The 26,152-nt window shown below is 71.2% G+C and carries 25 protein-coding genes; 13 read left to right on the top strand and 12 right to left on the bottom strand.

The features are described 5' to 3' along the window. Positions 1 to 76 precede the first annotated feature (76 nt). Both BM109_RS04700 and gpmA read right to left on the bottom strand, forming a co-directional pair. A complete protein-coding gene (locus tag BM109_RS04700) occupies positions 77 to 1,519 on the bottom strand; it encodes a S41 family peptidase (protein ID WP_093340955.1) in 1,443 nt (480 codons plus the stop codon). A 109-nt stretch (positions 1,520 to 1,628) separates the two neighbouring features. Further along, positions 1,629 to 2,372, bottom strand: a complete 744-nt coding sequence (gpmA, locus tag BM109_RS04695; protein WP_093340953.1) for a 2,3-diphosphoglycerate-dependent phosphoglycerate mutase — start codon at positions 2,370 to 2,372, stop codon at positions 1,629 to 1,631. A gap of 108 nt (positions 2,373 to 2,480) precedes the next feature. On the opposite strand from gpmA, the gene BM109_RS04690 reads away from it, so the two are divergent. The 6 genes from BM109_RS04690 to nadA all read left to right on the top strand — a co-directional run bounded on the left by BM109_RS04690 (position 2,481) and on the right by nadA (position 6,834). Then, complete coding sequence (locus BM109_RS04690) at positions 2,481 to 2,864, top strand: rhodanese-like domain-containing protein (RefSeq protein ID WP_281077002.1); 384 nt, start codon at positions 2,481 to 2,483, stop codon at positions 2,862 to 2,864. A gap of 20 nt (positions 2,865 to 2,884) precedes the next feature. Continuing rightward, positions 2,885 to 3,151: a glutaredoxin 3 gene (gene grxC, locus BM109_RS04685; protein WP_093340951.1), complete on the top strand. Its 267-nt coding sequence runs from the start codon at positions 2,885 to 2,887 to the stop codon at positions 3,149 to 3,151. Between the two features lie 130 nt (positions 3,152 to 3,281). Continuing rightward, positions 3,282 to 3,746, top strand: coding sequence for a protein-export chaperone SecB (gene secB, locus BM109_RS04680; protein ID WP_093340950.1), 465 nt, complete (start codon positions 3,282 to 3,284; stop codon positions 3,744 to 3,746). Between the two features lie 29 nt (positions 3,747 to 3,775). Continuing rightward, positions 3,776 to 4,804: an NAD(P)H-dependent glycerol-3-phosphate dehydrogenase gene (locus tag BM109_RS04675; protein ID WP_093340949.1), complete on the top strand. Its 1,029-nt coding sequence runs from the start codon at positions 3,776 to 3,778 to the stop codon at positions 4,802 to 4,804. Positions 4,805 to 4,829: 25 nt separating this feature from the next. Further along, a complete protein-coding gene (nadC, locus tag BM109_RS04670) occupies positions 4,830 to 5,705 on the top strand; it encodes a carboxylating nicotinate-nucleotide diphosphorylase (RefSeq protein ID WP_093340947.1) in 876 nt (291 codons plus the stop codon). A gap of 13 nt (positions 5,706 to 5,718) precedes the next feature. After that, positions 5,719 to 6,834 (top strand): quinolinate synthase NadA, encoded by a 1,116-nt coding sequence (gene nadA / locus BM109_RS04665; RefSeq protein ID WP_093340946.1) that lies wholly within the window; start codon positions 5,719 to 5,721, stop codon positions 6,832 to 6,834. A 9-nt stretch (positions 6,835 to 6,843) separates the two neighbouring features. Here nadA and BM109_RS04660 read toward each other — a convergent pair whose 3' ends face one another. Continuing rightward, positions 6,844 to 7,698 (bottom strand): 5'-nucleotidase, lipoprotein e(P4) family, encoded by an 855-nt coding sequence (locus BM109_RS04660; protein ID WP_218159347.1) that lies wholly within the window; start codon positions 7,696 to 7,698, stop codon positions 6,844 to 6,846. A gap of 134 nt (positions 7,699 to 7,832) precedes the next feature. After that, positions 7,833 to 8,291 (bottom strand): Lrp/AsnC family transcriptional regulator, encoded by a 459-nt coding sequence (locus BM109_RS04655; RefSeq protein WP_093340944.1) that lies wholly within the window; start codon positions 8,289 to 8,291, stop codon positions 7,833 to 7,835. 117 nt (positions 8,292 to 8,408) lie between these two features. On the opposite strand from BM109_RS04655, the gene BM109_RS04650 reads away from it, so the two are divergent. The 3 genes from BM109_RS04650 to BM109_RS04640 all read left to right on the top strand — a co-directional run bounded on the left by BM109_RS04650 (position 8,409) and on the right by BM109_RS04640 (position 12,154). Beyond that, a complete protein-coding gene (locus tag BM109_RS04650; protein WP_093340943.1) occupies positions 8,409 to 9,515 on the top strand; it encodes an ornithine cyclodeaminase in 1,107 nt (368 codons plus the stop codon). Positions 9,516 to 9,577: 62 nt separating this feature from the next. Then, positions 9,578 to 10,510, top strand: coding sequence for an arginase (gene rocF, locus BM109_RS04645; RefSeq protein ID WP_093340941.1), 933 nt, complete (start codon positions 9,578 to 9,580; stop codon positions 10,508 to 10,510). A 90-nt stretch (positions 10,511 to 10,600) separates the two neighbouring features. Further along, complete coding sequence (locus BM109_RS04640; RefSeq protein WP_093340939.1) at positions 10,601 to 12,154, top strand: amino acid permease; 1,554 nt, start codon at positions 10,601 to 10,603, stop codon at positions 12,152 to 12,154. On the opposite strand, the gene BM109_RS04635 is transcribed toward BM109_RS04640, so the two are convergent. The 7 genes from BM109_RS04635 to BM109_RS04605 all read right to left on the bottom strand — a co-directional run bounded on the left by BM109_RS04635 (position 12,085) and on the right by BM109_RS04605 (position 17,810). After that, complete coding sequence (locus BM109_RS04635) at positions 12,085 to 12,447, bottom strand: 6-pyruvoyl trahydropterin synthase family protein (RefSeq protein WP_093340937.1); 363 nt, start codon at positions 12,445 to 12,447, stop codon at positions 12,085 to 12,087. The two genes, BM109_RS04640 and BM109_RS04635, sit on opposite strands and share 70 nt — an antisense overlap. Before the next feature lie 28 nt (positions 12,448 to 12,475). Continuing rightward, positions 12,476 to 13,114 (bottom strand): 7-carboxy-7-deazaguanine synthase, encoded by a 639-nt coding sequence (gene queE / locus BM109_RS04630; protein WP_057592030.1) that lies wholly within the window; start codon positions 13,112 to 13,114, stop codon positions 12,476 to 12,478. Continuing rightward, the gene (gene panC, locus BM109_RS04625; RefSeq protein WP_093340935.1) at positions 13,111 to 13,962 is read right to left on the bottom strand and encodes a pantoate--beta-alanine ligase; all 852 of its coding nucleotides are present in this window, start codon (positions 13,960 to 13,962) and stop codon (positions 13,111 to 13,113) included. Before panC ends, queE begins: the two co-directional genes overlap by 4 nt. A 45-nt stretch (positions 13,963 to 14,007) precedes the next feature. Beyond that, the gene (gene panB, locus BM109_RS04620; protein ID WP_093340934.1) at positions 14,008 to 14,901 is read right to left on the bottom strand and encodes a 3-methyl-2-oxobutanoate hydroxymethyltransferase; all 894 of its coding nucleotides are present in this window, start codon (positions 14,899 to 14,901) and stop codon (positions 14,008 to 14,010) included. Between the two features lie 70 nt (positions 14,902 to 14,971). Further along, positions 14,972 to 16,561, bottom strand: coding sequence for an L-aspartate oxidase (gene nadB, locus BM109_RS04615; protein WP_093340932.1), 1,590 nt, complete (start codon positions 16,559 to 16,561; stop codon positions 14,972 to 14,974). Positions 16,562 to 16,685: 124 nt separating this feature from the next. Continuing rightward, a complete protein-coding gene (locus BM109_RS04610) occupies positions 16,686 to 17,528 on the bottom strand; it encodes a segregation and condensation protein A (RefSeq protein ID WP_057597651.1) in 843 nt (280 codons plus the stop codon). A 75-nt stretch (positions 17,529 to 17,603) separates the two neighbouring features. After that, positions 17,604 to 17,810 (bottom strand): DUF3460 family protein, encoded by a 207-nt coding sequence (locus tag BM109_RS04605; RefSeq protein ID WP_057597652.1) that lies wholly within the window; start codon positions 17,808 to 17,810, stop codon positions 17,604 to 17,606. A gap of 41 nt (positions 17,811 to 17,851) precedes the next feature. On the opposite strand from BM109_RS04605, the gene BM109_RS04600 reads away from it, so the two are divergent. From BM109_RS04600 to BM109_RS04585, 4 genes are all read left to right on the top strand, one after another. Continuing rightward, complete coding sequence (locus BM109_RS04600) at positions 17,852 to 18,358, top strand: YjgB family protein (protein ID WP_256222349.1); 507 nt, start codon at positions 17,852 to 17,854, stop codon at positions 18,356 to 18,358. 45 nt (positions 18,359 to 18,403) lie between these two features. Then, positions 18,404 to 19,174 (top strand): response regulator, encoded by a 771-nt coding sequence (locus BM109_RS04595; protein ID WP_256222348.1) that lies wholly within the window; start codon positions 18,404 to 18,406, stop codon positions 19,172 to 19,174. Beyond that, positions 19,174 to 20,991, top strand: coding sequence for a sensor histidine kinase (locus BM109_RS41150; protein WP_093340931.1), 1,818 nt, complete (start codon positions 19,174 to 19,176; stop codon positions 20,989 to 20,991). The genes BM109_RS04595 and BM109_RS41150 overlap by 1 nt, the downstream gene beginning before the upstream one ends. Before the next feature lie 131 nt (positions 20,992 to 21,122). After that, positions 21,123 to 24,662, top strand: a complete 3,540-nt coding sequence (locus BM109_RS04585; RefSeq protein WP_093340929.1) for an autotransporter family protein — start codon at positions 21,123 to 21,125, stop codon at positions 24,660 to 24,662. Positions 24,663 to 24,666: 4 nt separating this feature from the next. Here BM109_RS04585 and BM109_RS04580 read toward each other — a convergent pair whose 3' ends face one another. After that, entirely contained in the window at positions 24,667 to 26,100 is a 1,434-nt protein-coding gene (locus BM109_RS04580) for an amidase (protein ID WP_093340927.1), read from the bottom strand. Positions 26,101 to 26,152 lie beyond the last annotated feature (52 nt).

Genomic DNA, 26,152 nt, shown 5'->3' with positions numbered 1-26,152 from the left:
AAAGGGACCGGTCTGGCCGGTCCCCTGCGGTGGGATGCGAAGTCGGAGCGTCCGGAGGGGCTCGCGCCCCGGCCGGTCAGTTCTCCTTCTTCTCTTCCTTGTTGTCGACGATCACCTGCGTCTTGCTGACCAGCACCGGCTGGCCCTTGAGGCGGTTGAGCGCCTGCACCAGCGGGAAGTCCTTGTCGGAGCCGAACTCGGGCACCTTGCGGTCCTGCGGCGGCTTCTTGGCTTCTTCCTCGAGGCGCTTGCGGGCCTCGTCGCGGGCCTTCTCGCGCTCGGGGTCCTTCACCTCGGGGCCCTGGCCGCTGGCCAGGTGCTTCTCGAGGTCGGCCTCGCGCATGCGCAGCGCGGCGAAGGGGCTGCCCTCGGCGCTCTCGTCGACCAGCACGTTCGGCACGATGCCCTTGGCCTGGATCGAGGTGCCGCTGGGCGTGTAGTAGCGCGCGGTGGTGATCTTCAGGCCGGTGTCGGGGCCGAGCGGGCGCACGGTCTGCACCGAGCCCTTGCCGAAGGTCTGGCTGCCCATGATGGTGGCGCGCTTGTGGTCCTGCAGCGCGCCCGCGACGATCTCGCTGGCCGAGGCCGAGCCTTCGTTCACGAGCACCACCAGCGGCACCGACTTCAGCGAGGCCGGCAGGCTGCGCAGCGGGTCGCTGCCGGAGCGGCGCTGGTAGAACTCGGGCGCCGCCTTGTAGACCGCCTTGCTCTCGGCGAGCTGGCCGTCGGTGGTGACCACCGTGGCGTTCTCGGGCAGGAAGGCCGCCGACACCGCCACGGCCGCGTCGAGCAGGCCGCCCGGGTCGTTGCGCAGGTCGAGCACCAGGCCCTTGAGGTTCGGGTCTTCCTTGTACAGGTCGTCGATCTTCTTCACGAAGTCGTCGACCGTGCGCTCCTGGAACTGCGACAGGCGGATCCAGCCGTAGCCCGGCTCGATCATCTTGCCGCGCACCGATTGGGTGCGGATTTCCTCGCGCGTGATCGTGACCGGGAAGGTACGGCTCTCGTCCTTGCGGAAGATCGTCAGCAGCACCTTGGTGTTGGCCTCGCCGCGCATGCGCTTGACCGCCTCGTTGAGCGACAGGCCGCGCACCGCGGTGTCGTCGATCTTGGTGATCAGGTCATTGGGCTTGAGGCCGGCACGGAACGCGGGCGAGCCCTCGATCGGGGAGACCACCTTGATCAGGCCGTCTTCCTGCGAGATCTCGATGCCCACGCCGACGAAGCGGCCGGTGGTGCCTTCCCTGAATTCCTTGAAGGACTTCTTGTCGAAGTACTGGGAATGCGGGTCGAGCCCGGCGACCATGCCGGAGATGGCGTCGGAAATCAGCTTCTTCTCGTCGACCGGTTCGACGTAGTCGCTCTTGACCATGCCGAACACGGCAGCGAGCTGCTGCAGTTCCTCGAGCGGCAGTGGCGCGAGCGAGCCGCGCGCGACGGTCTGCAGCGAGGCGGTGGTCAGGACGCCTGCAACGGCGCCGGCGGCGACCCAGCCGGTGATCTTGAGTTTCTGGCCCATGGGTAAGTGTCCTTGTCGGCTGTCGAACCAATATACACAGCTTGGAAACAAATTGCCCGCCGGGGTTCCACGGGTGGAGCGGCGGGCACGGTTTTTCTACAGCGCGGCTTCAGCCTTTGCCTTGCGAGGCGACCGCGGCGGCGGCTTTCTCGGCGGCGGCGGCATCGCCCAGATAGTAGTGCCGCAGCGGCTTGAGATCGTCGTCGAGCTCGTACACCAGGGGAATGCCGTTCGGGATGTTCAGGCCGACGATGTCGTCGTCCGAGATGCCGTCCAGGTACTTCACCAGCGCGCGGATCGAGTTGCCGTGCGCCGCCACCACGAGGCGGCGGCCGGTGCGGATGGCCGGGGCCATCGACTCGTTCCAGAATGGCAGCACGCGCGCCACCGTGTCCTTCAGGCATTCGGTCAGCGGGATCTGCTCGGGCGAGAGCTTGGCGTAGCGCACGTCGCTGCGTTCGCTGCGCGGGTCGTCGGCTTCCAGCGGCGGCGGCGGCGTGCTGTAGCTGCGGCGCCAGACCAGCACCTGCTCGTCGCCGTACTTCTTGGCCGTTTCGGCCTTGTTCAGGCCCTGCAGGCCGCCGTAGTGGCGTTCGTTGAGGCGCCACGAATGCACCACCGGCAGCCAAGTGCGGTCGAGTTCGTCGAGCGTGTGCCACAGGGTGCGCGTGGCGCGCTTGAGCACGCTGGTGTAGGCCACGTCGAAGTCGTAGCCCTCGGCCTTCAGCAGCCGGCCCGCCTGCTTGGCCTGCTCGACGCCGGTCTCGGTCAGGTCGACGTCGGTCCAGCCGGTGAAGCGGTTTTCGAGGTTCCAGGTCGATTCGCCGTGGCGGATCAGTACCAGTTTGTGCATGTCGGAGGCCTTTGGCAGCGCTTTGTAAACCCGACATTCTAAAATCCCGGGTTTGCCTCTCTCCAAGGAACCCTCGTGAAATTGATCGAATTCGTCACTGCGAACTGGATGCTGGTCCTGATCGTGCTCAGCTCGGGCGCCATGCTGGCCTGGCCGCTGATTCGCGGCGCGGGGGGCGGCACGCTGACGGCCGACGCGGCGGTGCACCTCATCAACCGCGAGCGCGCGGTGCTGGTCGACCTGCGCGATCCCGAGGAATTCGCCGCCGGCCACATGATCGGCGCCAAGAACGTGCCGCTGGCCCAGCTCGAGGAAAAGCTGGCCTCCACGGTCAAGAACAAGAACGTGCCGCTGCTGCTGGTGTGCGAGAACGGCTCGCGCGCGCAGCGCGCGGTGGCCGCGGCCAAGAAGCTGGGTTACGAGCAGGCCCAAGCGGTGTCCGGCGGGCTCAAAGCGTGGAAAGCGGCTAATCTGCCGGTTGAAAAGGCCTGAACCCCACCGAGATACGAACCATGCAAGCCGTCAAGATGTACACCACCGCCGTGTGCCCCTACTGCACACGCGCCAAGCAGATCCTCAAGTCCAAGGGCGTCGAGCAGATCGAGGAGATCCGCATCGACAGCGATCCCCAGGCGCGCATCGCCATGATGGAGATCACCCAGCGCCGCACGGTGCCGCAGATCTTCATCGGCGACACCCACGTGGGCGGTTGCGACGACCTGATGGCGCTCGACAGCCGCGGCGGCCTGGTGCCGCTGCTGCAGGGCCAGCCGGCCTGATCGAGGCCCGGCCGACCGCCGGTCCGTAGCCGTCACATCGCCGGGCGATAATCGTCCGTTCACCCATCTGCGGCCCGCCGCGGGAAACCATCCCCCGGCGGGCCTTGTTTTGACCCTCGAAAGTTCAGCCATGGCCGACCAGCAAGCCCAAGATCCCGTGTTCCAGATCCAGCGCGTCTACCTCAAGGACCTGTCGCTCGAACAACCCAACTCGCCCGCGATCCTGCTGGAACAGGAACAGCCCACCGTCGACATCCAGCTCGGCGTGGACGCCCAGCCCGTGGCCGACGGCATCTTCGAGGTGTCGGTGTCCGCCACCGTGCAGACCAAGATCGGCGACAAGACCGTGTTCCTGGTCGAAGCCAAGCAGGCCGGCATCTTCGAGATCCGCAACCTGCCCGAAGACCAGATGGGCCCGATCCTCGGCATCGCCTGCCCGCAGATCGTCTACCCCTACCTGCGCGGCAACGTGGCCGACGTGATCCAGCGCGGCGGCTTCCCGCCCGTGCACCTGGCCGAAATCAACTTCCAGGCCATGTACGAGCAGCAGCAGGCTCAGGCCGCCGGCCAGCCGTCGCCCATCATCACGCAGTAAGCCCGACGGTACGCAACGCCGCGACGCCGATGAAGATCTGCGTTCATGGCGCCGGCGCCTGGGGCACGGCGGTGGCCGTCAATGCGGCCGCCCGCCACGAGGTCACGCTGTGGGCCCGCGACGCGGCCCAGGCCGAGACCATCTCCCGGGCCCGCGAGAACACCCGCTACCTGCCGGGGCTGGCACTGCCGGCCTCGCTCTCGGTGCGCGCGGGCGGCATCGGCCAGGCGCAGGCCGGCGCCGACCTGGTCATCGTGGCCACGCCCATGGCCGCGCTGCGCCAGCAGCTCGAGACCCTGCGCGACAGCGGCACCCGCGTGCCGGTCGCCTGGCTCTGCAAGGGCGTCGAGCCCGCGCAGGCCGCGAACACCACCGTTTCCTCCTTCGGCCTGCTGGCCCACGAGATTCGCGCGCAGGTCGCGCCTGACCTGCTGGCCGGCGTGCTCAGCGGCCCGAGCTTCGCGCAGGAAGTGGCCGAGGGCCGCCCCACCGCGCTGGTCGCCGCCAGCCCGCATGCCGCCGTGCGCGACGCGCTGGTCGACGCCTTCCACGGACCCGCGCTGCGGGTCTATGCCAACGACGACATCGTCGGCGTCGAGGTCGGCGGCGCGGTCAAGAACGTGCTGGCCATCGCCACCGGCCTGTGCGACGGCCTCGCGCTGGGCCTCAATGCACGCGCCGCGCTGATCACGCGCGGCCTGGCCGAGATGACCCGCTTCGGCCTCGCGCTCGGCGCCCGCACCGACACCTTCATGGGCCTGTCGGGCCTGGGCGACCTGGTGCTGACCGCCACCGGCGACCTGTCGCGCAACCGCAAGGTCGGCCTGCTGCTGGCCCAGGGCCGCACCCTGGCGCAGGCGGTCGATTCGCTCGGTCACGTGGCCGAGGGCGTCTACTGCGCCCGCACCGTGGTGCAGCGCGCGCGCGGGCTGGGCGTGGAAATGCCCATCGCCGAAGGCGTGGTCGCGCTGCTCGACGGCCGCGTGAGCCCGGCCGATGCCGTGGCCGCGCTGACCGGGCGCGACCCGGTGCCCGAATCGGTCCGGCCGCCCCCATAACAACATCCGGAAGACAAACCGCCCCATGCGTTCCCGTTTCGATTTCTCCGCGCCGGCCATCGCCGCGCTGGCCCAGGCCGATGCGGCCCGCGCATTGCAGGAGGACGTCGCCGACGGCGACCTCACCGCCTCCCTGGTCGATGCCGGCCGCCGCGCCCACGCGCGCGTGCTGGTGCGCGAGCCGGCCGTGCTGTGCGGCGCGCCCTGGGTCGAGGCCACGCTGGCGCAGCTCGATCCGCAGGTGCGCATCGACTGGCGCTGCGCCGAGGGCGGGCGCTGCGAGCCGAACCAGGTCGTGCTCGAGATGGAAGGCCCGGCCCGCGCGCTGCTGACCGCCGAGCGCACCGCGCTCAACTTCCTGCAACTGCTGAGCGCCGTGGCGACCAAGGCCGCGCTCTACAGCGACATCGTCGAGGGCACGCGCGCGCGCATCGTCGACACGCGCAAGACGCTGCCGGGCCTGCGCCTGGCGCAGAAGTACGCGGTGCGCACCGGCGGCGGCCTCAACCACCGCATCGGCCTGTACGACGCCGTGCTGATCAAGGAAAACCACATCGCCGCGGCCGGTGGCGTGGCCGCCGCGCTGCGCGCAGTGGCCCCGGCGGCAGCGCGCGCCGACTTCGTCGAGATCGAGGTCGAGACCCTGGCGCAGCTGCAGGAGGCGCTCGAGGCCGGCGCGCGCATGGTGCTGCTCGACAACATGGATCTGCCCACCCTGCGCGAGGCGGTGCGCATCAACGACGCCGCCGGCGAAGGCCGCGCGGTGCTCGAGATCTCGGGCGGCGTCACGCTCGACGGCCTGCGCGAACTGGCTGAGACCGGCGTCGACCGGATCTCGGTCGGCGCGCTGACCAAGGACGTCAAGGCCATCGATTTCTCGATGCGTTTCCAGGACCGCTGAGGGAGAGACGCACATGGCTTCCTCCGCCGTCATCGATGTCGAGTACGAACAGCCGGCCGAAGGGAGCGTCTGCGACACCCGCCGCGCCTGGGCCCGCGTGCCGCCCGAGCCCACGCCCACCGAGCGCGAGGCGCTCAAGGAGCGCATCCGCCGCCTGCTGCGCGAGCGCAACGCCGTCATGGTGTCGCACTTCTACGTCCACTCCGACCTGCAGGACCTGGCCGAGGAAACCGGCGGCATCGTGAGCGATTCGCTCGAGATGGCGCGCTTCGGCCGCGACCATGCGGCCGGCACGCTGGTGGTGTCGGGCGTGCGCTTCATGGGCGAGACCGCCAAGATCCTGTCGCCCGAGAAGCGGGTGCTGATGCCCGACCTCGACGCCAACTGCTCGCTCGACCTGGGCTGCCCGGTCGACGAATTCAGCGCCTTCTGCGACGCCCATCCCGACCGCACCGTGGTCGTCTACGCCAACACCAGCGCCGCCGTGAAGGCGCGCGCCGACTGGCTGGTCACCTCGAGCTGCGCGCTCGACGTGGTGGGCGCGCTGCATGCGCAGGGCCGCAAGATCCTCTGGGGCCCCGACCGCCATCTCGGCGACTACATCCAGCGCCAGACCGGCGCCGACATGGTGAGCTGGAACGGCGCCTGCATCGTGCACGACGAGTTCAAGGCGCTCGAGCTCGAGTTGCTCAAGCAGGCCCATCCGCGCGCCAAGGTGCTGGTGCATCCCGAATCCTCGGCCGAGGTGATCGCGCTGGCCGATGCCGTGGGCTCGACCTCGGCGATCCTCAACGCCGCGCGCCAGCTCGACGCGACCGAGTTCATCGTCGCGACCGACAACGGCATGCTGCACAAGCTGCGCACGCTCAACCCGGGCAAGACCTTCATCGAGGCGCCCACGGCCGGCAACGGCGCCACCTGCAAGAGCTGCGCGCATTGCCCGTGGATGGCGATGAACGGCCTGGCCGACCTCGCGAACGCGCTCGAGACCGGCGCCGGCGAGATCCACGTCGACCCGGCGCTGGGCCTGCGCGCGCGCGTGCCGATCGACCGCATGCTGGCCTTCACGGCCGGCCTGAAGAACGGCATCGCACCGGGCAGCCTGGTGGCCGGGATCGGCGCGGCCTGACGAAGCCCCTCAGCGCCCGTCCCAGGCGGAACGGGTCGCTGCCTTCCTGAACAGCTGCCGGTTGGCGTCGTTCGCCGGCGGCTCCGAGTCGCCGAAGATCGCGGCCATCCAGTGGCCGTCGGTCGGGTTCGGGAACAGCACGTACTTGCGGCCGAACTGCTCGCGGTCGGCTTCCATCGCCTGCATCCGCTGGTCCACGTTCTTCACGTAGTACTTGCGCCGGAAGTCGTTGAGGTTGTCGCCGAGGTAGACCACCACGTCGAACTGCTGCGCGATCTGCTCCTGCCGCGGCTGCTTGTTGCTGCTGTCGCGCAGCACGGTCAGGTGCTCCCTGTCGGCATAGGGCGCGCCCAGCACCTTGAGGTGTTCCATCGCGTACTCGTAGGTGCGTTCGCCCTGTTCGCGGCTGGTCACGTAGAACACCTCCACGCCGTTCTCCCGGCAGAAACGCAGGAACTCCTGCGAGCCGGGCGAGGGCACGATCTGGTTCTTCGGGATCCAAGCGTCCCACTTCGGATCGTCGAAGAAATCCTGGCCCTCGTTGATCAGGTAGCCCCAGTAGGCGAGCGGCAGCAGGATCGTGTCGTCCATGTCGGTCACCACCGCCAGCGGCTTGTCGCCCGGGCGGCGCTTCTGCAGCGCCGCCTCCACGTGCATGCGCGCCACGTTGAAGCCCTGGTGATAGAGCGCGCGGTACTCGGCCGCGGTCTGCTTCCAGGCCACGGCGCCGATCAGCAGGTTGTTCGTGCCGGCACCCGCGGCAGCGGGCGGGGCCTGCGTCTGGGCGCAGCCCGCGGCGAGCAGCAGCGCGGCCGTGGCGCCGGCGATGGCCGCGAAGCGGCGTGGGGTCGAATGGGGTTTCAAGCTGGAGTCCTCCCTGGTGGTGTCGAAGAAAAAAACGCACCGAGCGTGACACGGGCGCCGGGCAGAACACAGGGCGCCGAATGCGCGCATGGCGCCGGTTGCGTGCATTTCGCCACCGGTACCGCGTCATTTCGTCAGGCCGGCTTCGGCGTCCGGCTTTCCTTGCGCAGTGGCGCCTTGATGGTTTCGAGGTGGATGCTGGTCTCGCTGTTGCTGATGCCCTTGATCAGCCGGATGCGTTCCAGCACGTGGGCCAGCTCGACCAGGCTGCCCACCTGCAGCTCGGCCAGCAGGTCCCAGCGGCCGTTGGTGCTGTGCAGCGAGGCCACGCCGGGCTCGCCCAGCAGCGAGGCCGTGATGCGGCGCGTGTCGTTGCCCTCGACGGAGATGCTCATCCATGCCGTGAGGCCGCTGAGTTCGGTTTCGGGCCGCAGCCGCACCGTGTAGCCCACGATCACGCCGGCGTCCTCGAGCTTGCGGATGCGGTTGGTCACGGTGCCGCGCGAGACCCCGAGGCGGGCCGCGAGGGTGGCCACGCTGGCGCGCGCGTTGTGGTGCAGCTGCGCGATGAGCTTCGCGTCGAGATCGTTCATTTCGGCAGATGGATCATTCAAATTGATCGACTATTGCCATATTAAAGGCAGTCTTGGCGATTTGATTTGATCTTCTTCTGTGGGAGCCTTTGAACGTCCCAACCAGGAGATGAGCGAATGACACGAAAACACACGGCGCGAGACGCGGCGCCCCACCACCTCGAGACCTTCTTCCTGAGCCCCACGCGCGCCGCCGAACTGGTCCGGCGCACCGGCGTGGTCGAAACCATGCGCGGCATGGCGCAGGCTCTGGAAGAGGATTTCGGGCGCTGGCAGGACTTCGAGAAGTCCGCGCGCACCGCCAACCATTCTCCGCACGGCGTGATCGAGCTGATGCCGGTCTCGGACGACCGGGAGTTCGCCTTCAAGTACGTCAACGGCCATCCGATCAATACGCGCAGCGGCCTGCCGACGGTGATGGCCTTCGGCGCGCTGGCCAGCGTGGACACCGGCATGCCCGAGTTCATCAGCGAGCTCACGCTGACCACCGCGCTGCGCACCGCCGCCACCTCGGTCATGGTCGCGCGACGGCTGGCGCGCCCCGACAGCCGCACCATGGCGCTGATCGGCAACGGTGCGCAGAGCGAATTCCAGGCGCTCGCCTTCCACGGCCTGCTGGGCATCCGCCAGCTGCGGCTGTACGACGTCGATCCGGCCGCCACGCACAAGCTGGCCGCCAACCTGGCACCGCACGCGCTCGAGGTGGTGTGCTGCGGCAGCACCGACGAGGCGCTGCGCGGCGCCGACATCGTGACCACGGTCACGGCCGACAAGGCCTACGCCACCATCCTCGGCGGCCACCAGGTCGTGCCCGGCATGCACGTCAACGCGGTCGGCGGCGACTGCCCCGGCAAGACCGAGCTCGCGGCCGAGGTGCTGCGCAAGGGCCGCGTGTTCGTCGAGTACGAGCCGCAGACCCGCATCGAGGGCGACCTGCAGCAGATGCCCGCGGACTTCGAGGTCACCGAGTTCTGGCGCGTGCTGCGCGGCGAGGCGCCCGGGCGGACCTCGGCCACGCAGATCACGGTGTTCGACTCGGTGGGCTTCGCGCTCGAGGACTATTCGGCGCTGCGCTACATGCGCGCGCTGGCCGGCGCCGCCGGCGTGCTCGAGCGGCTGGAGCTGATCCCCGAACTGGCGGACCCGAAGAACCTCTACGCGCTGCTGCAGCCGCCGGCTGTGGCCGAGTCGGCAGTGGCCGCGCGCACGGCGGTGGCGGCATGAGCGCCGCGCCGGGCCGCTCCCAAGCAAGCTCGCACCGCAGTGCGAAGCACGAAGGTACTTCGATGAGCATGCGTGCCGTCACGCTGATCGGCGCTCCTACCGACGCGGGTGCGAGCCGGCTCGGCGCCGCCATGGGCCCCGATGCGCTGCGCGTCGCGCAGCTCGGTCCGGCGCTGCGCCGCTTCGGCATCGACGTGCGGGACATCGGCAACCTCGCGGGCCCGCCCAATCCGCAGGGCGAGCGCGTGGACGGCCTGCGCAACCTCGCCGAGTGCGTGCGCTGGAACCAGGCCGTGCACGATGCCGTGGCCGCCGAACTGGGCGTGGACCGCCTGCCGATCCTGCTCGGCGGCGACCACCACCTGGCGATCGGCTCCATCAGCGCCGTGGCCCGCCATTGCCGCGCGCGCGGCCGGCGCCTGCGCATCCTGTGGCTCGATGCGCACTCGGACTGCAACACGCCCGAGGTCTCGCCCTCGGGCAACATCCACGGCATGCCGGTGGCCAGCCTCTGCGGGCTCGGGCCGCCCGGCCTCTCGGCGCTGTCGGACACGGTGCCCGCCATCCGCCCCGATGCGCTGTGCCAAGTCGGCCTGCGCAGCGTCGACGCGTCGGAGCGGCGCATGATCCGCGAGCTCGGCATCGAGGTCTACGACATGCGCGCCATCGACGAGCTCGGCATGCGCGAGACCATGCACCGGGCCCTCGAAGGCGTGGCGGGCGACGAGGTGCACCTGCATGTGAGCTTCGACGTGGACTTCCTCGACCCCGAGATCGCGCCGGGCACGGGCACCACGGTGCGCGGCGGGCCCAACTACCGCGAGGCCCAGCTGTGCATGGAAATGATCGCGGACACCGGCCGCCTGGGCTCGCTCGACATCGTCGAGCTGAACCCGGCGCTCGACCTGCGCAACCAGACCGCCGAGCTGGTCGTCGACCTGACGGAAAGCCTGTTCGGCAAGAGCACCCTGGTGCCTTCCGCGCGGCAACGCTAGCCGGCAACGCGCCGGTTCGCGCATCACAACAAGACGGCATCGCCGCGGCCCGCGGGCCGGCGGTGCGCCAACGAGACAAAGAGACTGCCCATGCCTTCTTCTTCCGCGCCGGCGCCCCGCGCCGAGCCCGCCGGCCTGCATCGCGTGCTCAAGGCGCGCCATCTGTCCATGATCGCCATCGGCGGCGCGATCGGCACCGGCCTGTTCGTCGCCTCGGGCTCTGCCATCGCGCAGGCCGGACCCGGCGGCGCGCTGCTGACCTACCTGGTCGTCGGCGCGATGGTCTACTTCATCATGACCAGCCTCGGCGAGCTCGCGGCCTTCATGCCGGTGGCGGGCTCGTTCTCGACCTATGCCTCGCGCTACGTGGAGGAGGGCTTCGGCTTCGCGCTCGGCTGGAATTTCTGGTTCAGCTGGGCGATCGTGGTCGCGGTCGACCTGGTGGCGGTGCAACTGGTCATGGCCTACTGGTGGCCCGGCATGCCCGGCATCGTGTGGAGCCTGCTGTTCCTGCTGCTGATGGTCGGGCTCAATGCCTTCTCGGCCCGGGGCTTCGGCGAGAGCGAGTACTGGTTCGCGCTCATCAAGGTGGTGGCCGTGATCGGCTTCATCGTGACCGGCGTCGCCATGCTGCTGGGCATCGTCCGCGGCGCGGAGAACGTCGGCTTCTCCAACTGGCACACGGGCGAGGCACCGTTCGCCGGCAGCTTCGCCACCCTGATCGGCGTGGCGATGATCGTGGCCTACTCGTTCCAGGGCACCGAGCTCGTGGGCGTGGCGGCGGGCGAATCGGAGGATCCGAAGCGCAATGTGCCGCGCGCGGTGCGGCAGGTGTTCTGGCGCATCCTGCTGTTCTACGTGTTGGCCATCGTGGTGATCGGCTTCCTGATCCCCTACACCGATCCGCACCTGCTGCGCAGCGAGGTCAGCGACATCGCGGTGAGCCCGTTCACGCTGGTGTTCCAGCGCGCGGGACTGCTGTCGGCGGCCACGGTGATGAATGCCGTGATCCTCACGTCGGTGCTGTCGGCCGGCAACTCCGGCATGTACGCCGCCACGCGCATGCTGTTCAACCTCGCGGTCGAGGGCAAGGCGCCGCGCGCGCTGGCCCGGCTCACGCGCGCGGGCGTGCCCTTCAATGCGCTGATGTGCACCACGGCGCTGGCCTGCCTGTGCCTGTTCAGCGCGATCTTCAGCCCGCAGGTGGTCTACATCTGGCTGCTCAACACGGCGGGCATGACCGAGTTCATCGTCTGGCTCAGCATCGCCGTGTGCCACTACCGGTTTCGCCGCGGCTACGTGCTGCAGGGGCACGACCTCGCGCGGCTGCCCTACCGCGCGGGGCTGTTTCCCTTCGGGCCGTTGATCGCTTTCGTGCTGTGCCTTCTCATCACGCTCGGGCAGAACTACCAGGCCTTCACGCAGGGACGGATCGACTGGGGCGGGGCGATCGCCACCTACATCGGCATCCCGCTGTTCCTGCTGACCTGGCTCGGCTACAGGCTGGTGAAGAAGTCGCGCTTCGTGCGCTGGCGCGAGATGCGTTTCGTCGCCAACGAGGACTTGCCGGCGGTTCAGAACTCCAACGTGCAGGAATCGCCGAGCGCCTCGCGCCACACCCGCACGCGCGCCAGCGAAGCCTGAAGTTCGCCCAACGCCTCGGCGATGAACAGGCACAGGTTCTCCAGCGTGGGCGGGTGCAGCCCCGGCACCTCGTCGAGCAGCCGGTGGTCGAGCCGATCGCGCACCGCGTCGAGCCGGCGCCGCAGCAGGCCCAGGTCGATCACCATGCCGGTCGCGGGATCGCGCTCGCCCGCGAGCCAGACCTCGGCGTGGTAGGTGTGGCCGTGGATGCGGCGGCTGCCTTCGGCCTCGATCTCGCGTTTCAGGGTGTGGGCGGCGTCGAAGAAGAAGCGTTGGCTGATCGTGAATCGCATGGGGAACGGAAGAACGGGAAAGCGGGCATCAGCGGATGCCGGTGAACTTGTGGGTCTGCACGCTGAGGCGCCAGCGCGGCTGGCGCAGGCAGGCATCGATGCACAGCGCGGTGTTGGCGGCCTGCCGCGGGCCATCCATGGGTTGCAGGAAGCGGTGCGCGAACTCGCCGCTGCGCGCCATCGCGTCGAGGTCGATGCCCTCCTGCGGCCACACCAGCTTGAGTTCCTGGCCGCGCCGCTGCACCCAGGGCGCGCCGGCCTTGGGGCTGATGCAGAGCCAGTCGATGCCCTCGGGCGCGGCCACGGTGCCATTGCTCTCGACGGCGATGCGGAAGCCGCGCGCATGCAGCGCATCGATCAGCGCGGCGTCGACCTGCAGCAGCGGCTCGCCGCCGGTCAGCACCACGAGGCGGTGGCCGGCATCGTCGGCGGGCCACTGCGCGGCGATGGTGTCGGCCAGCGCATCGGCCTCCTTGAACTTGCCGCCCAGCGTGCCGTCGGTGCCGACGAAATCGGTGTCGCAGAAACGGCAGACGGCGCTGGCGCGGTCGGCCTCGCGGCCGCTCCAGAGGTTGCAGCCAGCGAAGCGGCAGAACACGGCGGGCATGCCGGCCTGGCCACCCTCGCCCTGCAGCGTGTAGAAGATCTCCTTGACGCTATAGCTCATGGCGTCGCCGCCCAGGGCTCGATCTCGAGGTTGTCGATCAGCCGCGTGCTGCCCAGGCGCGCCGCCGCGAGCGCCACCAGCGGCTCGGCGCCGTCGAGCGCGGCCGGCGGCTGCAGGTCGAGGCGCCGGCGCACCGTGAGGTAGTCGGGCTGCCAGCCGCGCTGGGCCAGCGCCTGCATCGCGCGCCCCTCGATCGCCGCGAGCTCGCCGCCGCCGCGCACGGCCTCGGCGATCTCCTTGAGCGCGCGCGAGAGCTGCACTGCCTCGGCGCGCTCGCCCTCGCTGAGGTAGCCGTTGCGCGAGGAGAGCGCGAGGCCGTCGCCGGCGCGGCGGGTCTCGCCGCCCACGACCTCGATCGGAAGCGCGAACTGCCGCACCAGGTGGCGGATCATCATCAGCTGCTGGTAGTCCTTCTTGCCGAACACCGCCACGCGCGGCTGCACGGAGCTGAACAGCTTCATCACCACGGTGCACACGCCGACGAAGAAGCCGGGTCGGAAGTGGCCCTCGAGGATGTCGGCCAGCGCCGGGTCGGGATGCACCTTGCAGGTCTGGGGCTCGGGATAGAGCGCCTTCTCGTCGGGCGCGAACAGCACGTCGCAGCCGGCGGCTTCCAGCTTGGCGCAGTCGCTGTCCCAGGTGCGCGGATAGGTGTCGAAGTCCTCGTGCGGCAGGAACTGCAGCCGGTTCACGAAGATGCTCGCGACGGTGGCGTCGCCCAGCGGCTTCGCCTGCGTGACCAGCGCGATGTGGCCGTCGTGCAGGTTGCCCATGGTCGGCACGAAGGCAGGGTGCTCGAAGCGTGCCAGGTGGTCGCGCAGTTCGGGGATGGTGCGGGCGATGAACATGGGACGGTCTCCTTGGAGTGAGGAAGAAAAGAAAAAAGGGGTGGATTACCAGGCGTGCAGCCGGTCGTCGGGAAAGCTGCCGTCCTTGACGGCGCGCACGTAGGCCGCGAGCGCCTGCGGGATGCCGCCGGCGCCGTCCATGAAGTTGCGCACGAACTTCGGCATGCGGCCCAGGTTCAGGCCCAGCATGTCATGCAGCACGAGCACCTGGCCCGCGGTGCCGCGGCCGGCCCCGATGCCGATGGTGGCGCAGCGCGTGAGTTCGGCCGTGAGCTCGGTGGCCAGCGCGGCCGGCACCATCTCGAGCACCAGCATCGCGGCGCCCGCGTCCTGCAGCGCCTGGGCCTCCTCGCGCAGCCGGGCCGCGGCGGCGTCGCCCTTGCCCTGCACGCGGTAGCCGCCGAGCGCATGCACCGTCTGCGGCGTCAGGCCCAGGTGCGCGCACACCGGGATGCCGCGCTCGACCAGGAAGCGCACGGTCTCGGTGGTCCAGCCGCCGCCCTCGAGCTTCACCATGTGGGCGCCGGCCTGCATCAGCACGGTGGCGCTGCGCAGCGCCTGTTCGCGCGACTCCTGGTAGCTGCCGAAGGGCAGGTCGGCGATCAGCCAGGCCGTGCCCTGCACGCGGCGCAGCCCGCGCGAGACGCTGTCGGTGTGATGGCGCATGGTCTCGAGCGTGACGCCGACCGTGCTCGACAGGCCCTGGCAGACCATGCCGAGCGAATCGCCGACCAGCAGGCATTCGACGCCCGCGGCATCGGCCACGGCCGCGAAGGTGGCGTCGTAGGCCGTGAGCATCGCGATCTTCTCGCCGCGCGCATGCAGCTCGGCCAGCCGCGGCAGGCTCAGCGGCTTGCGCGTGGCGGGCTGCGAGGCCGGCGGCAGCGTGCCGTAGGGCGTGGCGGTGGTGGCTTCGTTCGGGGTGGAGGCGTTGGACATGGTTGGGTTTCTCCCTGCGGGCGTCGGTGGCCGGGCATCCTGGGGTTGAAGAAAGCGGGAACGGGTGGGGCTATCGGTCGGCCGGCACCAGCACCGTGGGTGCGGTGGGCTCGGCGAGCGAAGGATAGTCGCGGCTGAAATGCAGGCCCCGGCTCTCGTGGCGGGCCTGCGCGGAACGCACGATCAGCTCGGCCACCTGCACCAGGTTGCGCAGTTCGAGCAGGTCGCGCGTGACGTGGAAGTTGGCGTAGAACTCGTGGATCTCGGCCTGCAGCAGCGCGATGCGGTGGCTGGCGCGCTCCAGGCGCTTGTTGGTGCGCACGATGCCCACGTAGTCCCACATGAAGCGGCGCAGCTCGTCCCAGTTGTGCGAGATCACCACCGCCTCGTCGGCATCGGTCACCTGGCTCGCGTCCCAGGCCGGCAGCGCCACCGCCTCGCGTGCCGGCGCGGCGCCGATGGCCGCGGCGGCCGCGCGCGCGAACACCATGCACTCCACCAGCGAATTGCTGGCCAGCCGGTTCGCGCCGTGCAGCCCGGTGCAGGCGGTCTCGCCGATCGCGTAGAGGCCCGGCAGGTCGGTGCGGCCGGCCAGGTCTGTCACCACGCCACCGCAGGTGTAGTGGGCGGCCGGCACCACCGGGATCGGCTCGCGCGTGATGTCGATGCCGAGCTCGGCGCAGCGCGCGAGGATGTTCGGGAAGTGCGCCCGCAGGAAATCGGGGCTCTGGTGCGAGATGTCGAGATGCACGCAGTCCAGGCCGTGCTTCTTCATCTCGAAGTCGATCGCGCGCGCCACCACGTCGCGCGGCGCGAGTTCGGCGCGCTCGTCGTGCCGCGGCATGAAGCGGGTGCCTCCCGCCGATTCAGGCAGTTTCAGCAGCCCGCCTTCGCCGCGCACCGCCTCGCTGATCAGGAAGGACTTGGCATGCGGGTGATACAGGCAGGTCGGGTGGAACTGGATGAACTCCATGTTCGACACCCGGCAGCCCGCGCGCCAGGCGGCGGCGATGCCGTCGCCGGTGGCGGTGTCGGGGTTGGTGGTGTAGAGGTAGACCTTGCCCGCGCCGCCCGTGGCCAGGATGGTGTGCGGCGCGCGGAAGGCCAGCACCTCGCCGCTGGCGTCGTCGAGCGCGTAGAGGCCCGCGCAGCCCGCCTCGGGCGCACCGAACCGCTCGCCGGCGACCAAGTCGACCAGCGTGTGGTGCTCGAACAGCGTGACGTTGGGCGTGCGGCGCACGCGCTCGATCAGCACCTGCTGCACGGCCGCGCCGGTGGCGTCGGTCACATGCACGATGCGGCGCTGGCTGTGGCCGCCCTCGCGCGTGAGGTGCAGGTCGCCGTCCTCCTCGGAGAAGGGCACGCCGAGCTCGCGCAGCCAGCCGATGGCCTCGGGCGCGTGCTCGACCACGAAGCGCGTGGCGGCCGCATCGCACAGGCCGGCGCCGGCCACCAGCGTGTCGTCGACGTGGGCGTCGAAGCTGTCGCCCGCGGCCAGCACCGCCGCGATGCCGCCCTGGGCCCAGGCGCTCGAGCCGTCGGCCAGCGCGCGCTTGGTCAGCACCGCCACGCGGTGCGTGGGCGCCAGCAGCAGGGCCGCGGAGAGCCCGGCGAGGCCGCTGCCGACGATGAGGACGTCGAAATCGAGGGAGGAGGCCATGGCGCGCGGGAAGGGACGAGGGTCAGGATCGGTGGTGCGGCAGCGCACCGGTCCGGCCCGACGGGGTGAGGGGGAGGTGCCGCGCCGCCGGGCGGCGCGCGAAGGAGGTGGACCGCATGGCGCTTCAGGCGGGAGAGTAGGCCAGCCGCACGTAGATCGGCGCGAAGGCCTCGGCCTGCGTGATCTCGATCAGGGTTTCCTTGGCCAGCTCAAGCATCGCGATGAAGGTCACGACCATCACCGGCGCGCCGCGCGAGATGTCGAACAGCTTCTCGAACTCCACGAAGCGCTGGCCCTGCAGGTGGCGCAGCACGATGCTCATGTGCTCGCGCACGCTGAGCTCCTCGCGCGAGATCTTGTGGTGCTGCACGAGCTTGGCGCGCTTCATGATGTCGGCCCAGGCATCGCGCAGGTCGACCACCGCCACCTCGGGGAAGCGCGGCTTGAGCGACTGCTCGATGTAGACCTGGGCGCGCCAGAAGTCGCGCCCGTAGGTCGGCATCGCGTTGAGCGAGGCGGCCTGCAGCTTGGTCTGCTCGTACTCGAGCAGCCGGCGCACGAGCTCGGCGCGCGGGTCCTCGGCTTCCTCGCCCTCGGCCGCCTTCTTGGGCGGCAGCAGCATGCGCGACTTGATCTCGATCAGCATCGCGGCCATCAGCAGGTATTCCGCCGCGAGCTCGAGGTTGGTCTGGCGGATCTCGTCGACGTAGCTCAGGTATTGCCGCGTCAGCGCGGCCATCGGGATGTCGAGGATGTTGAAGTTCTGCTTGCGGATCAGGTACAGCAGCAGGTCCAGCGGGCCCTCGAAGGCCTCGAGGAAGACCTGCAGCGCCTCGGGCGGGATGTACAGGTCCTTCGGCATCGCGAACAGCGGCTCGCCGTAGAGCCGGGCGAGCGCGACCTGGTCGACCACCTCGGGCATGGCCACCACCAGCGTGTCGCTGTCCTCGTCGCGCGGTCCGCTCATCGGGCAGGCGCTATCGAAAAGGTAGCGCCGTGCCCAGCATTGGCGGGCGACGGATGCCGCATCGGCATCATGTTCTTACTTGGCCTGGGTCTGGTAGACGTAGGGCTGCTGCGGCACGCGGGCTTCCGCGTATTCCTCGAGCAGGCCGCGGTCGAGGTGCTTGTCCCAGAGCAGGGCGCGGCCCGCGCGCTGTTCCGCCTCGAGCGTCGGCTTCTTGGTTTTCATCTCGTCGATGAAGCTGGTGATCTCGGAGGTGTAGTGGGGACGGCGGAAGATGGACATAGACTGAACCTTTGTGGGCGCGAATTTTACCGGGGGACGGCATGGGGCAGGTACGAGTCTGGCGGATCGGGGTGGCGGCCGTGTGGCTGGCGGCGGTGGCGGCCCTCGTCGCGGGCTGCGATTCGCAGCGCATCGAGCAGCTCGAGGAGGGCGTGTCGACCGAGGCCGACGTGCGCGCGCGCTTCGGCGAACCCGAGAACGTCTGGGATGCGCCCGGCGGCCGGGTGTTCGAATACAACCGCCAGCCCCAGGGCCAGAAGAACTACATGGTCACCATCGGCGCCGATGGAAAGATGAGCGCGCTGCGCCAGGTGCTCACGCCCGAGAACTTCGCGCGCGTGAAGAACGGCATGGCGATGGAGGACCTGCGCAAGATGCTCGGCAAGCCGGCCAAGGTCACGCCCTATCCGCTGCGCCGCGAGTACGAATGGGAATGGCGCTGGCTGCAGCCGCCCAATTCGCCGATGGTGTTCACCGCGGTGCTCAACGACGACCAGCGCGTGGTGCGCAGCGGCTCGTCGCCCGACCGCGGCACCGAGGCGCCCTGAGGCCGCGAACGCGCCCTGAGGCCGCGAACGCGCCCTGGTCACCCCATGAAAATGGGGGGCGCGAAGCGCGCGGCGCCGACTAAGCTCGGCGCCACCGCCATGCCCGACGCCGCCGCCATCCCCGCCGCTTCCTCCTCCGCGCTGCGCTGGCGCGTCGCATTGCTCGAGGACGATGCCGAGGTCCGGCATTTCTTCGAGGCCTGCATCGCGGCCCATCCCGAGCTCGAGCTGGTCGCCTCGCTGGGCCTGATGGCCGAGGCCGTGGCCTGGTTCGACAGCCACCAGGCCGACATCCTGCTGACCGACCTCGCGCTGCCCGACGGCCATGCGCTCGAGCTGCTGCGCCAGGTGGTGCGCAGCCAGCCGGCCTGCGAGGTGCTGGTGGTCTCGGTCTTCGGCGACGAGGACACGGTGCTCGACTGCGTGCGCGCGGGCGCGGTGGGCTACATCCAGAAGGATTCCTCGCCGGCCGACATCGCGCAGGTGATCGTCGACATCAAGCACGGCGCCTCGCCGATCTCGCCGATGATCGCGCGCAAGCTGCTGCTGCACGTGCGCGGCGGCGAGGCGAAGCCCGCCGCATCGGCCGCCCCCGACCCGGCCGCCGCCATGATGCTGACCCCGCGCGAGACCGAAGTGCTCGAGCTGATCTCGCGCGGCTATTCGTACGGCGAGATCGCGCGCCTGCAGGGCGTGACCAAGCACACGGTGCAGGGCCACATCAAGAACCTCTACAGCAAGCTCGCGGTGCATTCGCGCGGCGAGGCCGTGTTCGAGGCCAGCCGCATGGGGCTGCTGGGGCGCATGCTGGGCTGATGCGCCGCCTGCTGCTCGCCGTCCTCGCGCTGGTGGCCATGCTGCTGATGCCCGCCACGGGGGGGGCCGCCAGCGAGGTGCTCGCCCTCGACCGTGGCGAACTGCAGGTGCGCTTCGTCGGCCGCGCCTCGCCGCCGCCGGCCGAGGTCACGCTGCCGTTGCACTGGGACGCCCACTGGCCGCGCGCCCTCGGCTGGGCCCAGCTGCGCATCCGCTTCGACGCGCCCGCGGGCCATGCCGACGAGCCGCAGGCGCTGCTCGTCAGCCGCATCGGCAACGCCTACCGCGTGAAGCTCAACGGCCAGGTGATCGCGGCCGCCGGCAAGCTCGAGCAGATCAACGACGGCTGGTCGAACCGCCGCCCGCTGTGGCTGCGCGTGCCGCCCTCGCTGCTGCGCGACGGCGAGAACCTGCTCGAGATCGCGGTGCGCGCCGATCCCTCGCGCCGCGCCGGCATCGCGCCGGTGCGCCTGGGCGCCGAGCGCCTGCTGCAGCCGCAGTGGGACGCGCTCGAATGGCGCCACGTCACCCTGCCGCGCGTGATCACGCTGTTCAGCCTGCTGGTGGCGGTGTTCTGCCTGATGCTGTGGGCGCAGCAGCGCGAGGCCGTCTACGGCTGGGCCGCGCTGTGCGAGGCGCTGTGGAGCCTGCGCATCGCCGCCACCTGGTGGGAGGAGGGCCTGCTCGCCTGGCCGAGCTGGTTCAAGGTGGTGCTCGCGGTGTTCTGGCTCGGCCACATCGCCACCTACCTCGTGATCCGGCAGGTCTGGCACGGCCGGCCGCGGCGCGAGCAATGGCTGGTCTGGGGCGTGCTGGGCCTGGGCCCGGTGGCGCTGGCGCTCGGCACGCTGCAGCAGACGCAGAACTGGGTGCTCGGCTGGATCCTGCTGCTGGTGGCCGGCTGGCTGGCGCTGTCGCTGCGGCTGGGCTGGGAGACCTGGCGCCACCGGGCCGGCGAGCGCGCCTGGATGCTGCTGATCCTGGTCGCGGGCTGGGTCGCGCTGGTGCGCGACAGCGTGATCGCGCGGCTTTTGGTCGAGCGCTTCGACGAGGCCGGCTGGACCAAGTTCGCGGCCGTGCTGGTGAGCCTCGCGATCCTCGCCATCGTGGGCATCCGCTTCCAGCGCACGCGCGAGGAGCTGCGCCAGCTGCACCTGTCGCTCGAGGACCGCATCCGCCTGCGCGAGGCCGAGCTGGCCGACAAGCATGCCGAGCTGCGCCGGCTCGAGCATGCGAGCACGGTGGCGGCCGAGCGCGCGCGCATCCTGCGCGACATGCACGACGGCGCCGGCGCGCACCTGATCACCGCCATGCTGCAGCTCGAGCGCGGCGTGGCCACCAAGTCGGAGGTGATGCAGACCCTGCGCGAATCGCTCGACCAGCTGCGGCTGTCGATCGATGCCATCAACCTGCCGGCCGGCGACGCCAACGCGCTGCTCGCGAGCATGCGCTTCCGGCTGCAGCCGCGCATCGAAGCCGCGGGGCTCGCGCTCGACTGGTCGGTGGCGAACCTGCCGCGCTGGCGCTGCGATTCCGACGAGGCCACGCGGCACCTGCAGTACATGCTGCTGGAGGCGATCTCGAACGTGCTGCAGCACGCACGCGCACGCGTGCTCGCGGTCAGCGCGGCGGTCAGCACGACGGTCGGTGGCGATGCCATCGAGATCGTGCTGCGCGACGACGGCTGCGGCCTCGGCGAGGCGCGCGGCAACGGCCTGCGCTCGATGCGCCAGCGCGCCGCGCAGGCCGGCGTCGAGCTGCGCATCGAGAAGGCCGAGCCCGGCACGCGCGTGGTGCTGCGGCTGCCGCTCGCGTAGCGACCGCCATCTTTATGGGGCGCGCCGCGCGCCCCGTTTTCCTAGATTCGAACGCAGCCCCCGCTGCGCATCGCACAGGCCCGCCAGGCCCCGCGCGCACGGGTCGTTCCACCCCTTCGCGCCTCCTCGCCATGACACCTGCTTCCCGGCCGCGTGCCGTCTTCACGCCGACCCTGATCGCCGCCGCCGTCGCCGGCCTGGTGTGCGCGTCCGCCTTGCCGCGCGCCGTCGCGCAGAGCGCGTGGACCTCCGCGCCGCCCTATGCCGACATGGCGCGCGCCGACTGGTTCAACGCCGCCAACTGGAGCGCTGGCGTGCCCGGCGCCGGCACGGCCGTGACGGTGAACCTGGTGCCCGGCACCGTCGTCGGCATCGTCTCGGGCCCGGCCAGCGCGGCCTCGGTCGATGCCTCCAATGGCACGCTGATGGTGGTGGAGGGCGCGGGCCGGCTCGACACGGGCCTGTTCAACCTCGGCAGCAGCGACGGCCGCGACGTGCAGACCCTGCTGCGCATCGGCAGCGGCGGCATCGTGAATGCCGCTCGCTTCGTCTCGCAGGGCGGCGGCGGCACCGAACACACCGTCTCGCTGAGCGGCGCGGGCAGTGCACTGAACGTCGCGGGCGAGCTGCAGATCGGCCGCAGCGGCACCGGGATGATGCAGCTCGACGAGGGCGCGCGCGTGAGCGCGGGCACGCTGCAGATCGGCCAGGCGAGCACCGCCGACGGCCATGTGCTGGTGATCGGCGAGACCCCGGTCGATGCGCTGGTGGCCGAGCGCATCGTGCTCGCCACGCCGGGCTCGACGCTGGAAATCTCGCGCGCCGGCACGGCGCCGCTGGTGCTGGGCGCGGCGATCTCCGGCCCGGGCCGGCTCGAGGTCTCGAGCCCGGTCACGCTGACCGGCGACAACACCCAGAGCGGCGACATCGTGCTGGGCAGCACGCTGCGCGTGGGCGACGGCGCGAACGCCGGGTCCGTCACCGGCAACCTCTCGGGCTTCGGCCGCGTGGTGTTCGACCGCGGCCCGGGCCGCGTGGCCTACGACGGCGCCATCGGCGGCAGCATCGCGATCGACAAGGAGAACGCCGGCACCCTGGCGCTCGGCGGCGCGCACGACACCGACGGCCGCACGCGCGTGCTCGGCGGCACGCTGCTGGTCAACGGCGCGCTGCCGCGCAGCACGGTCGAGGTGGCCGGCGGCGCCACGCTGGGCGGCCTCGGACAGGTGAAGGCGGCCACGGTGCGCGCGGGCGGCACGCTGGCGCCCGGCGACGGCGGCGTGGGCACCTTCGCCGTGCTCGGCGACCTGGCGCTCGATCCCGGCAGCCGGCTGCACTACGACCTCGGCACGCCGGGCGTGCCGGGCGCCGGCGACCTCGTCACCGTGGCCGGCAACCTCACGCTCGACGGCAGCCTCGACGTCAGCGAGCGCGTCGGCTACGGCAACGGCGTGCAGACCCTGATGCGGGTCGACGGCAGCATCGCCGACAACGGCCTCGAGCTCGGCGCCATGCCCACGGACTTCACGCACGCGGTGCACGTGCGCGGCTCGACGGTGGAGCTGGAGGTCAGCGGCGGCGCGGTCGGCACCAACCAGTTCTGGGACGGCGGCGGAACGGCCGGCGACGGCGTGGTCGCGGGCGGCGACGGCAACTGGCGCTACCTCGAGCCGCAATGGACCGACATCGCGGGGCGCAACGCGGAGGCCTGGAACGGCAACATGGCGATCTTCCAGGGCCGCGCGGGGGCGGTCACCATCGACGGCCTGTTCGACTTCAAGGGCATGCAGTTCCGCAGCGACGGCTACCGGCTCGAGGAGGGCTCGCACGCCGAGGGCTCGCTGCCCGGGCGGCTGGTGCCGCAGCTGCCCGAGGCGCCGGTGCGCGTCGACGCGGGCGTCACCGCCACCTTCAACGTGGGCATCGAAGGCCCGGGCGGCATCCTCAAGACCGGCCCCGGCACGCTGGTGCTCGCGGGCCGCAACGACCACGGCGGCGTCACCGCGGTCGACGAGGGCGTGCTGCGCGCGGGCCGCGCCAACACCTTCAGCGAGGCCTCGCACCACGACGTGCGCCGCGGCGGCACGCTCGACCTCGCGGGCCACGACCAGACCGTGGCCGGACTCACGGTGGCGGGCACGGTGTCGCTGGTCGGCACCGAGCCCGGCACGCGGCTGACCGTGCGCGGGCCCTATGTGGGGCAGGACGGCACCTTGCGCCTGGGCACCCGGCTCGGCGACAGCGGCAGCCTCAGCGACCGGCTGGTGATCGACGGCGGCGTCCGCGAGGAGACCCGCGCCCTGAAGGCCGGCACCGTGAGCGCCACCGCGACCGGCCTGCGCGCCAACGCGGCCGCCAGCGTGACGGGCCGCACCCAGGTGCAGATCGTCAACCTCGGCGGCCTGGGCGCGCTGACCACCGGCGACGGCATCGAGGTCGTGAGCGCGATCAACGGCGCCACCACCACCGCGCAGACCACGCGCGACGCCTTCGCGCTCGTGGGCGGCCACGTGGATGCGGGTGCCTTCGAATACCGGCTGCACGCGGCCGATGCGCAGGGGCTCGGCGAGAACTGGTACCTGCGCTCGAGCGTGGGGGTGACGCCGCCCCCGCCGCCACCCCCTCCGCCCCCCGCGCCGCCTTCGTCCGGCGGCGGCAACCCGCAGCCGCCCGCGCCCCCGCCGACGCTGCCGCCGGCACCCGCGCCGGTCGAGCGCCCGGCCTACCGCGTGCAGGTGCCGATGCTCGCCGCGCTGCCCGCGCAGCTGCGCGAGAGCGACCTCACGATGCTCTCGAACCTGCACCAGCGCAGCGGCGCGCCACAGGCCGCCGGCGACGGCCCGCCCATGCGCCGCGCCTGGGGCCGGGTCATCGTGGCCGACCCGACGCTGGCGCAGCGCGGCGCGGTCGATCCGCGCAGCGAGATGCACCTGAGCGGCTTCCAGGCCGGCACCGACCTCTGGGCCGGCACCGCATGGCGCGCCGGCGTCTACGTCGGCCAGCTCGAGGGCAAGGCGCAGGTGCAGGGCTTCGCGAGCGGCCTGTGGGGCGCGATCGGCCGCACCGACCTGCGCAGCCGCTACATCGGCGGCTACGCCACCTTTGCCGAGCCCGGCGGCTTCTATGCCGACGCGGTGCTGCAGTTCGGCCGCCACGACTACACGGCGCAGCCGCTGGCCGCGCTGCCGATCGAGGGCAAGGGGCGCAGCACCGTGGCCTCGCTCGAGATCGGCCAGTCCTTCGAGCTCGGCGCGGGCTGGGCGCTCGAGCCGCAGCTGCAGCTGATCCACCAGAGCCGCTCGATCGACGAGGCACTGATTCCGGCCGCGGTGGTGTCGCAGGACAGCGCCAACGGCTGGATGGCGCGCGCCGGCCTGCGGCTGAAGGGCCGCATCGCCGCGGGCGAGGGCGTGGTCGAGCCCTATGGCCGGATCAACCTCTACCGGATGGCCGCGGGCGCCGACATCGCGCGCTTCGCGGGACCGGCCGCGTCCACCGACATCGCGAGCAGTGCCAGCGGCAGCGCGGCCGAGCTCGCGGGCGGCTTCTCGTGGCGCATCGGGCCCGCGGTCAGCGTCTACGGCGAACTGGGCCGCCGCTTCGCGCTCGGCGGCGGCCTGCGCTCGCGCGCCTCGGTGCAGGCGAGCGCCGGGGTCAACGTGCGCTGGTGAACGCTCAGGCCGCCGCGTGCAGCGCCGGCCGCCGCGCCGACCAGGGCATCGCCTGCTCGAGCTGCGCGGCCAGCTGCAGCAGCGTGGCCTCGTCGCCCATCGGCGCCATGCACTGCACGCCGATCGGCAGGTCGCCGGCCACCGCCAGCGGCAGCGAGATCGCGGGCTGGCCCGTGAGGTTGGCCAGCGGGGTGCAGGCGGCGTAGTCGAACAGGTGGTCGAAGAAGCCCTGCGCATCGCGCGCGGCGTCGTCCTGGTCGAGCACGCCCAGCGCCACCGGCGGCGTGCGCATCGTGGGCGAGAGCAGGATGTCGTGCCGCGCGAAGAAGGGCGCGACCTCGCGCGACACCGCGTTCATCTGCATCAGCGCCAGTTCCAGGTCGAGCGCGCTCAGGCGCAGCCCGTGCTCGGCGGTGGCGCGCGTGCAGGCCTGCACCTGGGCCAGCGCCTGGTCGACGGTGATCTGCAGCGCCTGCGCCACCCCCGCCACGCCGGCCGCGAGGAACGAGGACCAGAAGGTGCGCGTGGCCGCGAGGAAGGCCTCGTGCGCATAGGCGGGCGTGGCCCATTCCACGACGTGACCCAGGTCGGCGAGCACCGCCGCCGTGGCCTCGACCGCCTCGACGCAGGCGCGCGCGGCCGGCTGCGTGCCCGGGAACTGCGTCGTGACCGCGATGCGCAGCCGGCGCGGCGGCGTGCCGATGGCCTGTGCATAGGGCTGCGCGGGCGGCGCCATCAGGAAGGGATCGCCGAGCTCGGGGCCGTGCATCGCGTCGAGCGCGCCGGCGGCATCGCGCACCGTGCGGCACACCACGCCCTCGATGCCCAGCCCCATCAGCGGCAGGCCGTAGCCCGGGCCCGCGCTGACGCGGCCGCGGCTGGGCTTGAGCCCGACCAGGCCGCAGGCCGCGGCCGGAATGCGGATCGAGCCGCCGCCGTCGTTGGCATGCGCGACCGGCACGATGCCCGCGGCCACCGCCGCGGCCGAGCCGCCGCTGGAGCCGCCCGTGCTGTGCGCCGGGTTCCAGGGGTTGCGCGTGGCGCCGCCGAAGGCGCTCTCGGTGGTGGCGTTGAAGCCGAACTCGGGCGTGTGCGTGCGCCCCAGCGTGGCGAAGCCGGCGCGGCGGAAGCGCGCCATCAGCGCGCTGTCGGCGGGCGCGGGCAGGCCCGGGCCGAACAGCCGGCTGCCGGCCTGGCAGCGCACGCCCTCGGCCTGCAGCACCAGGTCCTTGATGAGGAAGGGCACGCCGCCGAACGGACCCTGCGCCTCGTGCGCGAGCGGCGCGTCGAACAGCTCGATGATGGCGTTGAGCCGCGGATTCAGCGCGGCCGCGGCCTCGCGCGCGCAGCGCTGCGCCTCGGCGGCGGTGGTCTCCTTGCGGCGGATGGCGTCGGCGAGCGCGGTGGCGTCGAGGCGGCTGTAGTCGGCGAGATGCATGGCGGCGGGGTCCTGTGTCTTCGTTGGAGTGAAAGGCCGCCCGCAGCGTAGG

The sequence above is a fragment of the Variovorax sp. PDC80 genome (genome assembly GCF_900115375.1).
GTDB lineage: Bacteria > Pseudomonadota > Gammaproteobacteria > Burkholderiales > Burkholderiaceae_C > Variovorax.
Note: the sequence above shows the minus strand (reverse complement) of the source record. Positions and strands in the feature narration are given on the sequence as shown.

Bases quoted from the DNA above. Each gene is read 5' to 3' on its own strand.
- BM109_RS04580 (WP_093340927.1), bottom strand. From the start codon at position 26,100: ATGCATCTCGCCGACTACAGCCGCCTCGACGCCACCGCGCTCGCCGAC.
- BM109_RS04700 (WP_093340955.1), bottom strand. From the start codon at position 1,519: ATGGGCCAGAAACTCAAGATCACCGGCTGGGTCGCCGCCGGCGCCGTT.
- BM109_RS04595 (WP_256222348.1), top strand. From the start codon at position 18,404: ATGAAAATGGGGGGCGCGAAGCGCGCGGCGCCGACTAAGCTCGGCGCC.
- grxC (WP_093340951.1), top strand. From the start codon at position 2,885: ATGCAAGCCGTCAAGATGTACACCACCGCCGTGTGCCCCTACTGCACA.
- BM109_RS04610 (WP_057597651.1), bottom strand. From the start codon at position 17,528: ATGAGCGGACCGCGCGACGAGGACAGCGACACGCTGGTGGTGGCCATG.
- nadB (WP_093340932.1), bottom strand. From the start codon at position 16,561: ATGGCCTCCTCCCTCGATTTCGACGTCCTCATCGTCGGCAGCGGCCTC.
- panC (WP_093340935.1), bottom strand. From the start codon at position 13,962: ATGTTCATCGCCCGCACCATCCCCGAACTGCGCGACCACCTGGCACGC.
- BM109_RS04650 (WP_093340943.1), top strand. From the start codon at position 8,409: ATGACACGAAAACACACGGCGCGAGACGCGGCGCCCCACCACCTCGAG.
- nadC (WP_093340947.1), top strand. From the start codon at position 4,830: ATGCGTTCCCGTTTCGATTTCTCCGCGCCGGCCATCGCCGCGCTGGCC.
- secB (WP_093340950.1), top strand. From the start codon at position 3,282: ATGGCCGACCAGCAAGCCCAAGATCCCGTGTTCCAGATCCAGCGCGTC.
- BM109_RS04600 (WP_256222349.1), top strand. From the start codon at position 17,852: ATGGGGCAGGTACGAGTCTGGCGGATCGGGGTGGCGGCCGTGTGGCTG.
- gpmA (WP_093340953.1), bottom strand. From the start codon at position 2,372: ATGCACAAACTGGTACTGATCCGCCACGGCGAATCGACCTGGAACCTC.
- BM109_RS41150 (WP_093340931.1), top strand. From the start codon at position 19,174: ATGCGCCGCCTGCTGCTCGCCGTCCTCGCGCTGGTGGCCATGCTGCTG.
- BM109_RS04635 (WP_093340937.1), bottom strand. From the start codon at position 12,447: ATGCGATTCACGATCAGCCAACGCTTCTTCTTCGACGCCGCCCACACC.
- BM109_RS04585 (WP_093340929.1), top strand. From the start codon at position 21,123: ATGACACCTGCTTCCCGGCCGCGTGCCGTCTTCACGCCGACCCTGATC.
- BM109_RS04655 (WP_093340944.1), bottom strand. From the start codon at position 8,291: ATGAACGATCTCGACGCGAAGCTCATCGCGCAGCTGCACCACAACGCG.
- rocF (WP_093340941.1), top strand. From the start codon at position 9,578: ATGAGCATGCGTGCCGTCACGCTGATCGGCGCTCCTACCGACGCGGGT.
- queE (WP_057592030.1), bottom strand. From the start codon at position 13,114: ATGAGCTATAGCGTCAAGGAGATCTTCTACACGCTGCAGGGCGAGGGT.
- panB (WP_093340934.1), bottom strand. From the start codon at position 14,901: ATGTCCAACGCCTCCACCCCGAACGAAGCCACCACCGCCACGCCCTAC.
- BM109_RS04690 (WP_281077002.1), top strand. From the start codon at position 2,481: ATGCTGGTCCTGATCGTGCTCAGCTCGGGCGCCATGCTGGCCTGGCCG.
- BM109_RS04640 (WP_093340939.1), top strand. From the start codon at position 10,601: ATGCCTTCTTCTTCCGCGCCGGCGCCCCGCGCCGAGCCCGCCGGCCTG.
- BM109_RS04675 (WP_093340949.1), top strand. From the start codon at position 3,776: ATGAAGATCTGCGTTCATGGCGCCGGCGCCTGGGGCACGGCGGTGGCC.
- BM109_RS04605 (WP_057597652.1), bottom strand. From the start codon at position 17,810: ATGTCCATCTTCCGCCGTCCCCACTACACCTCCGAGATCACCAGCTTC.
- nadA (WP_093340946.1), top strand. From the start codon at position 5,719: ATGGCTTCCTCCGCCGTCATCGATGTCGAGTACGAACAGCCGGCCGAA.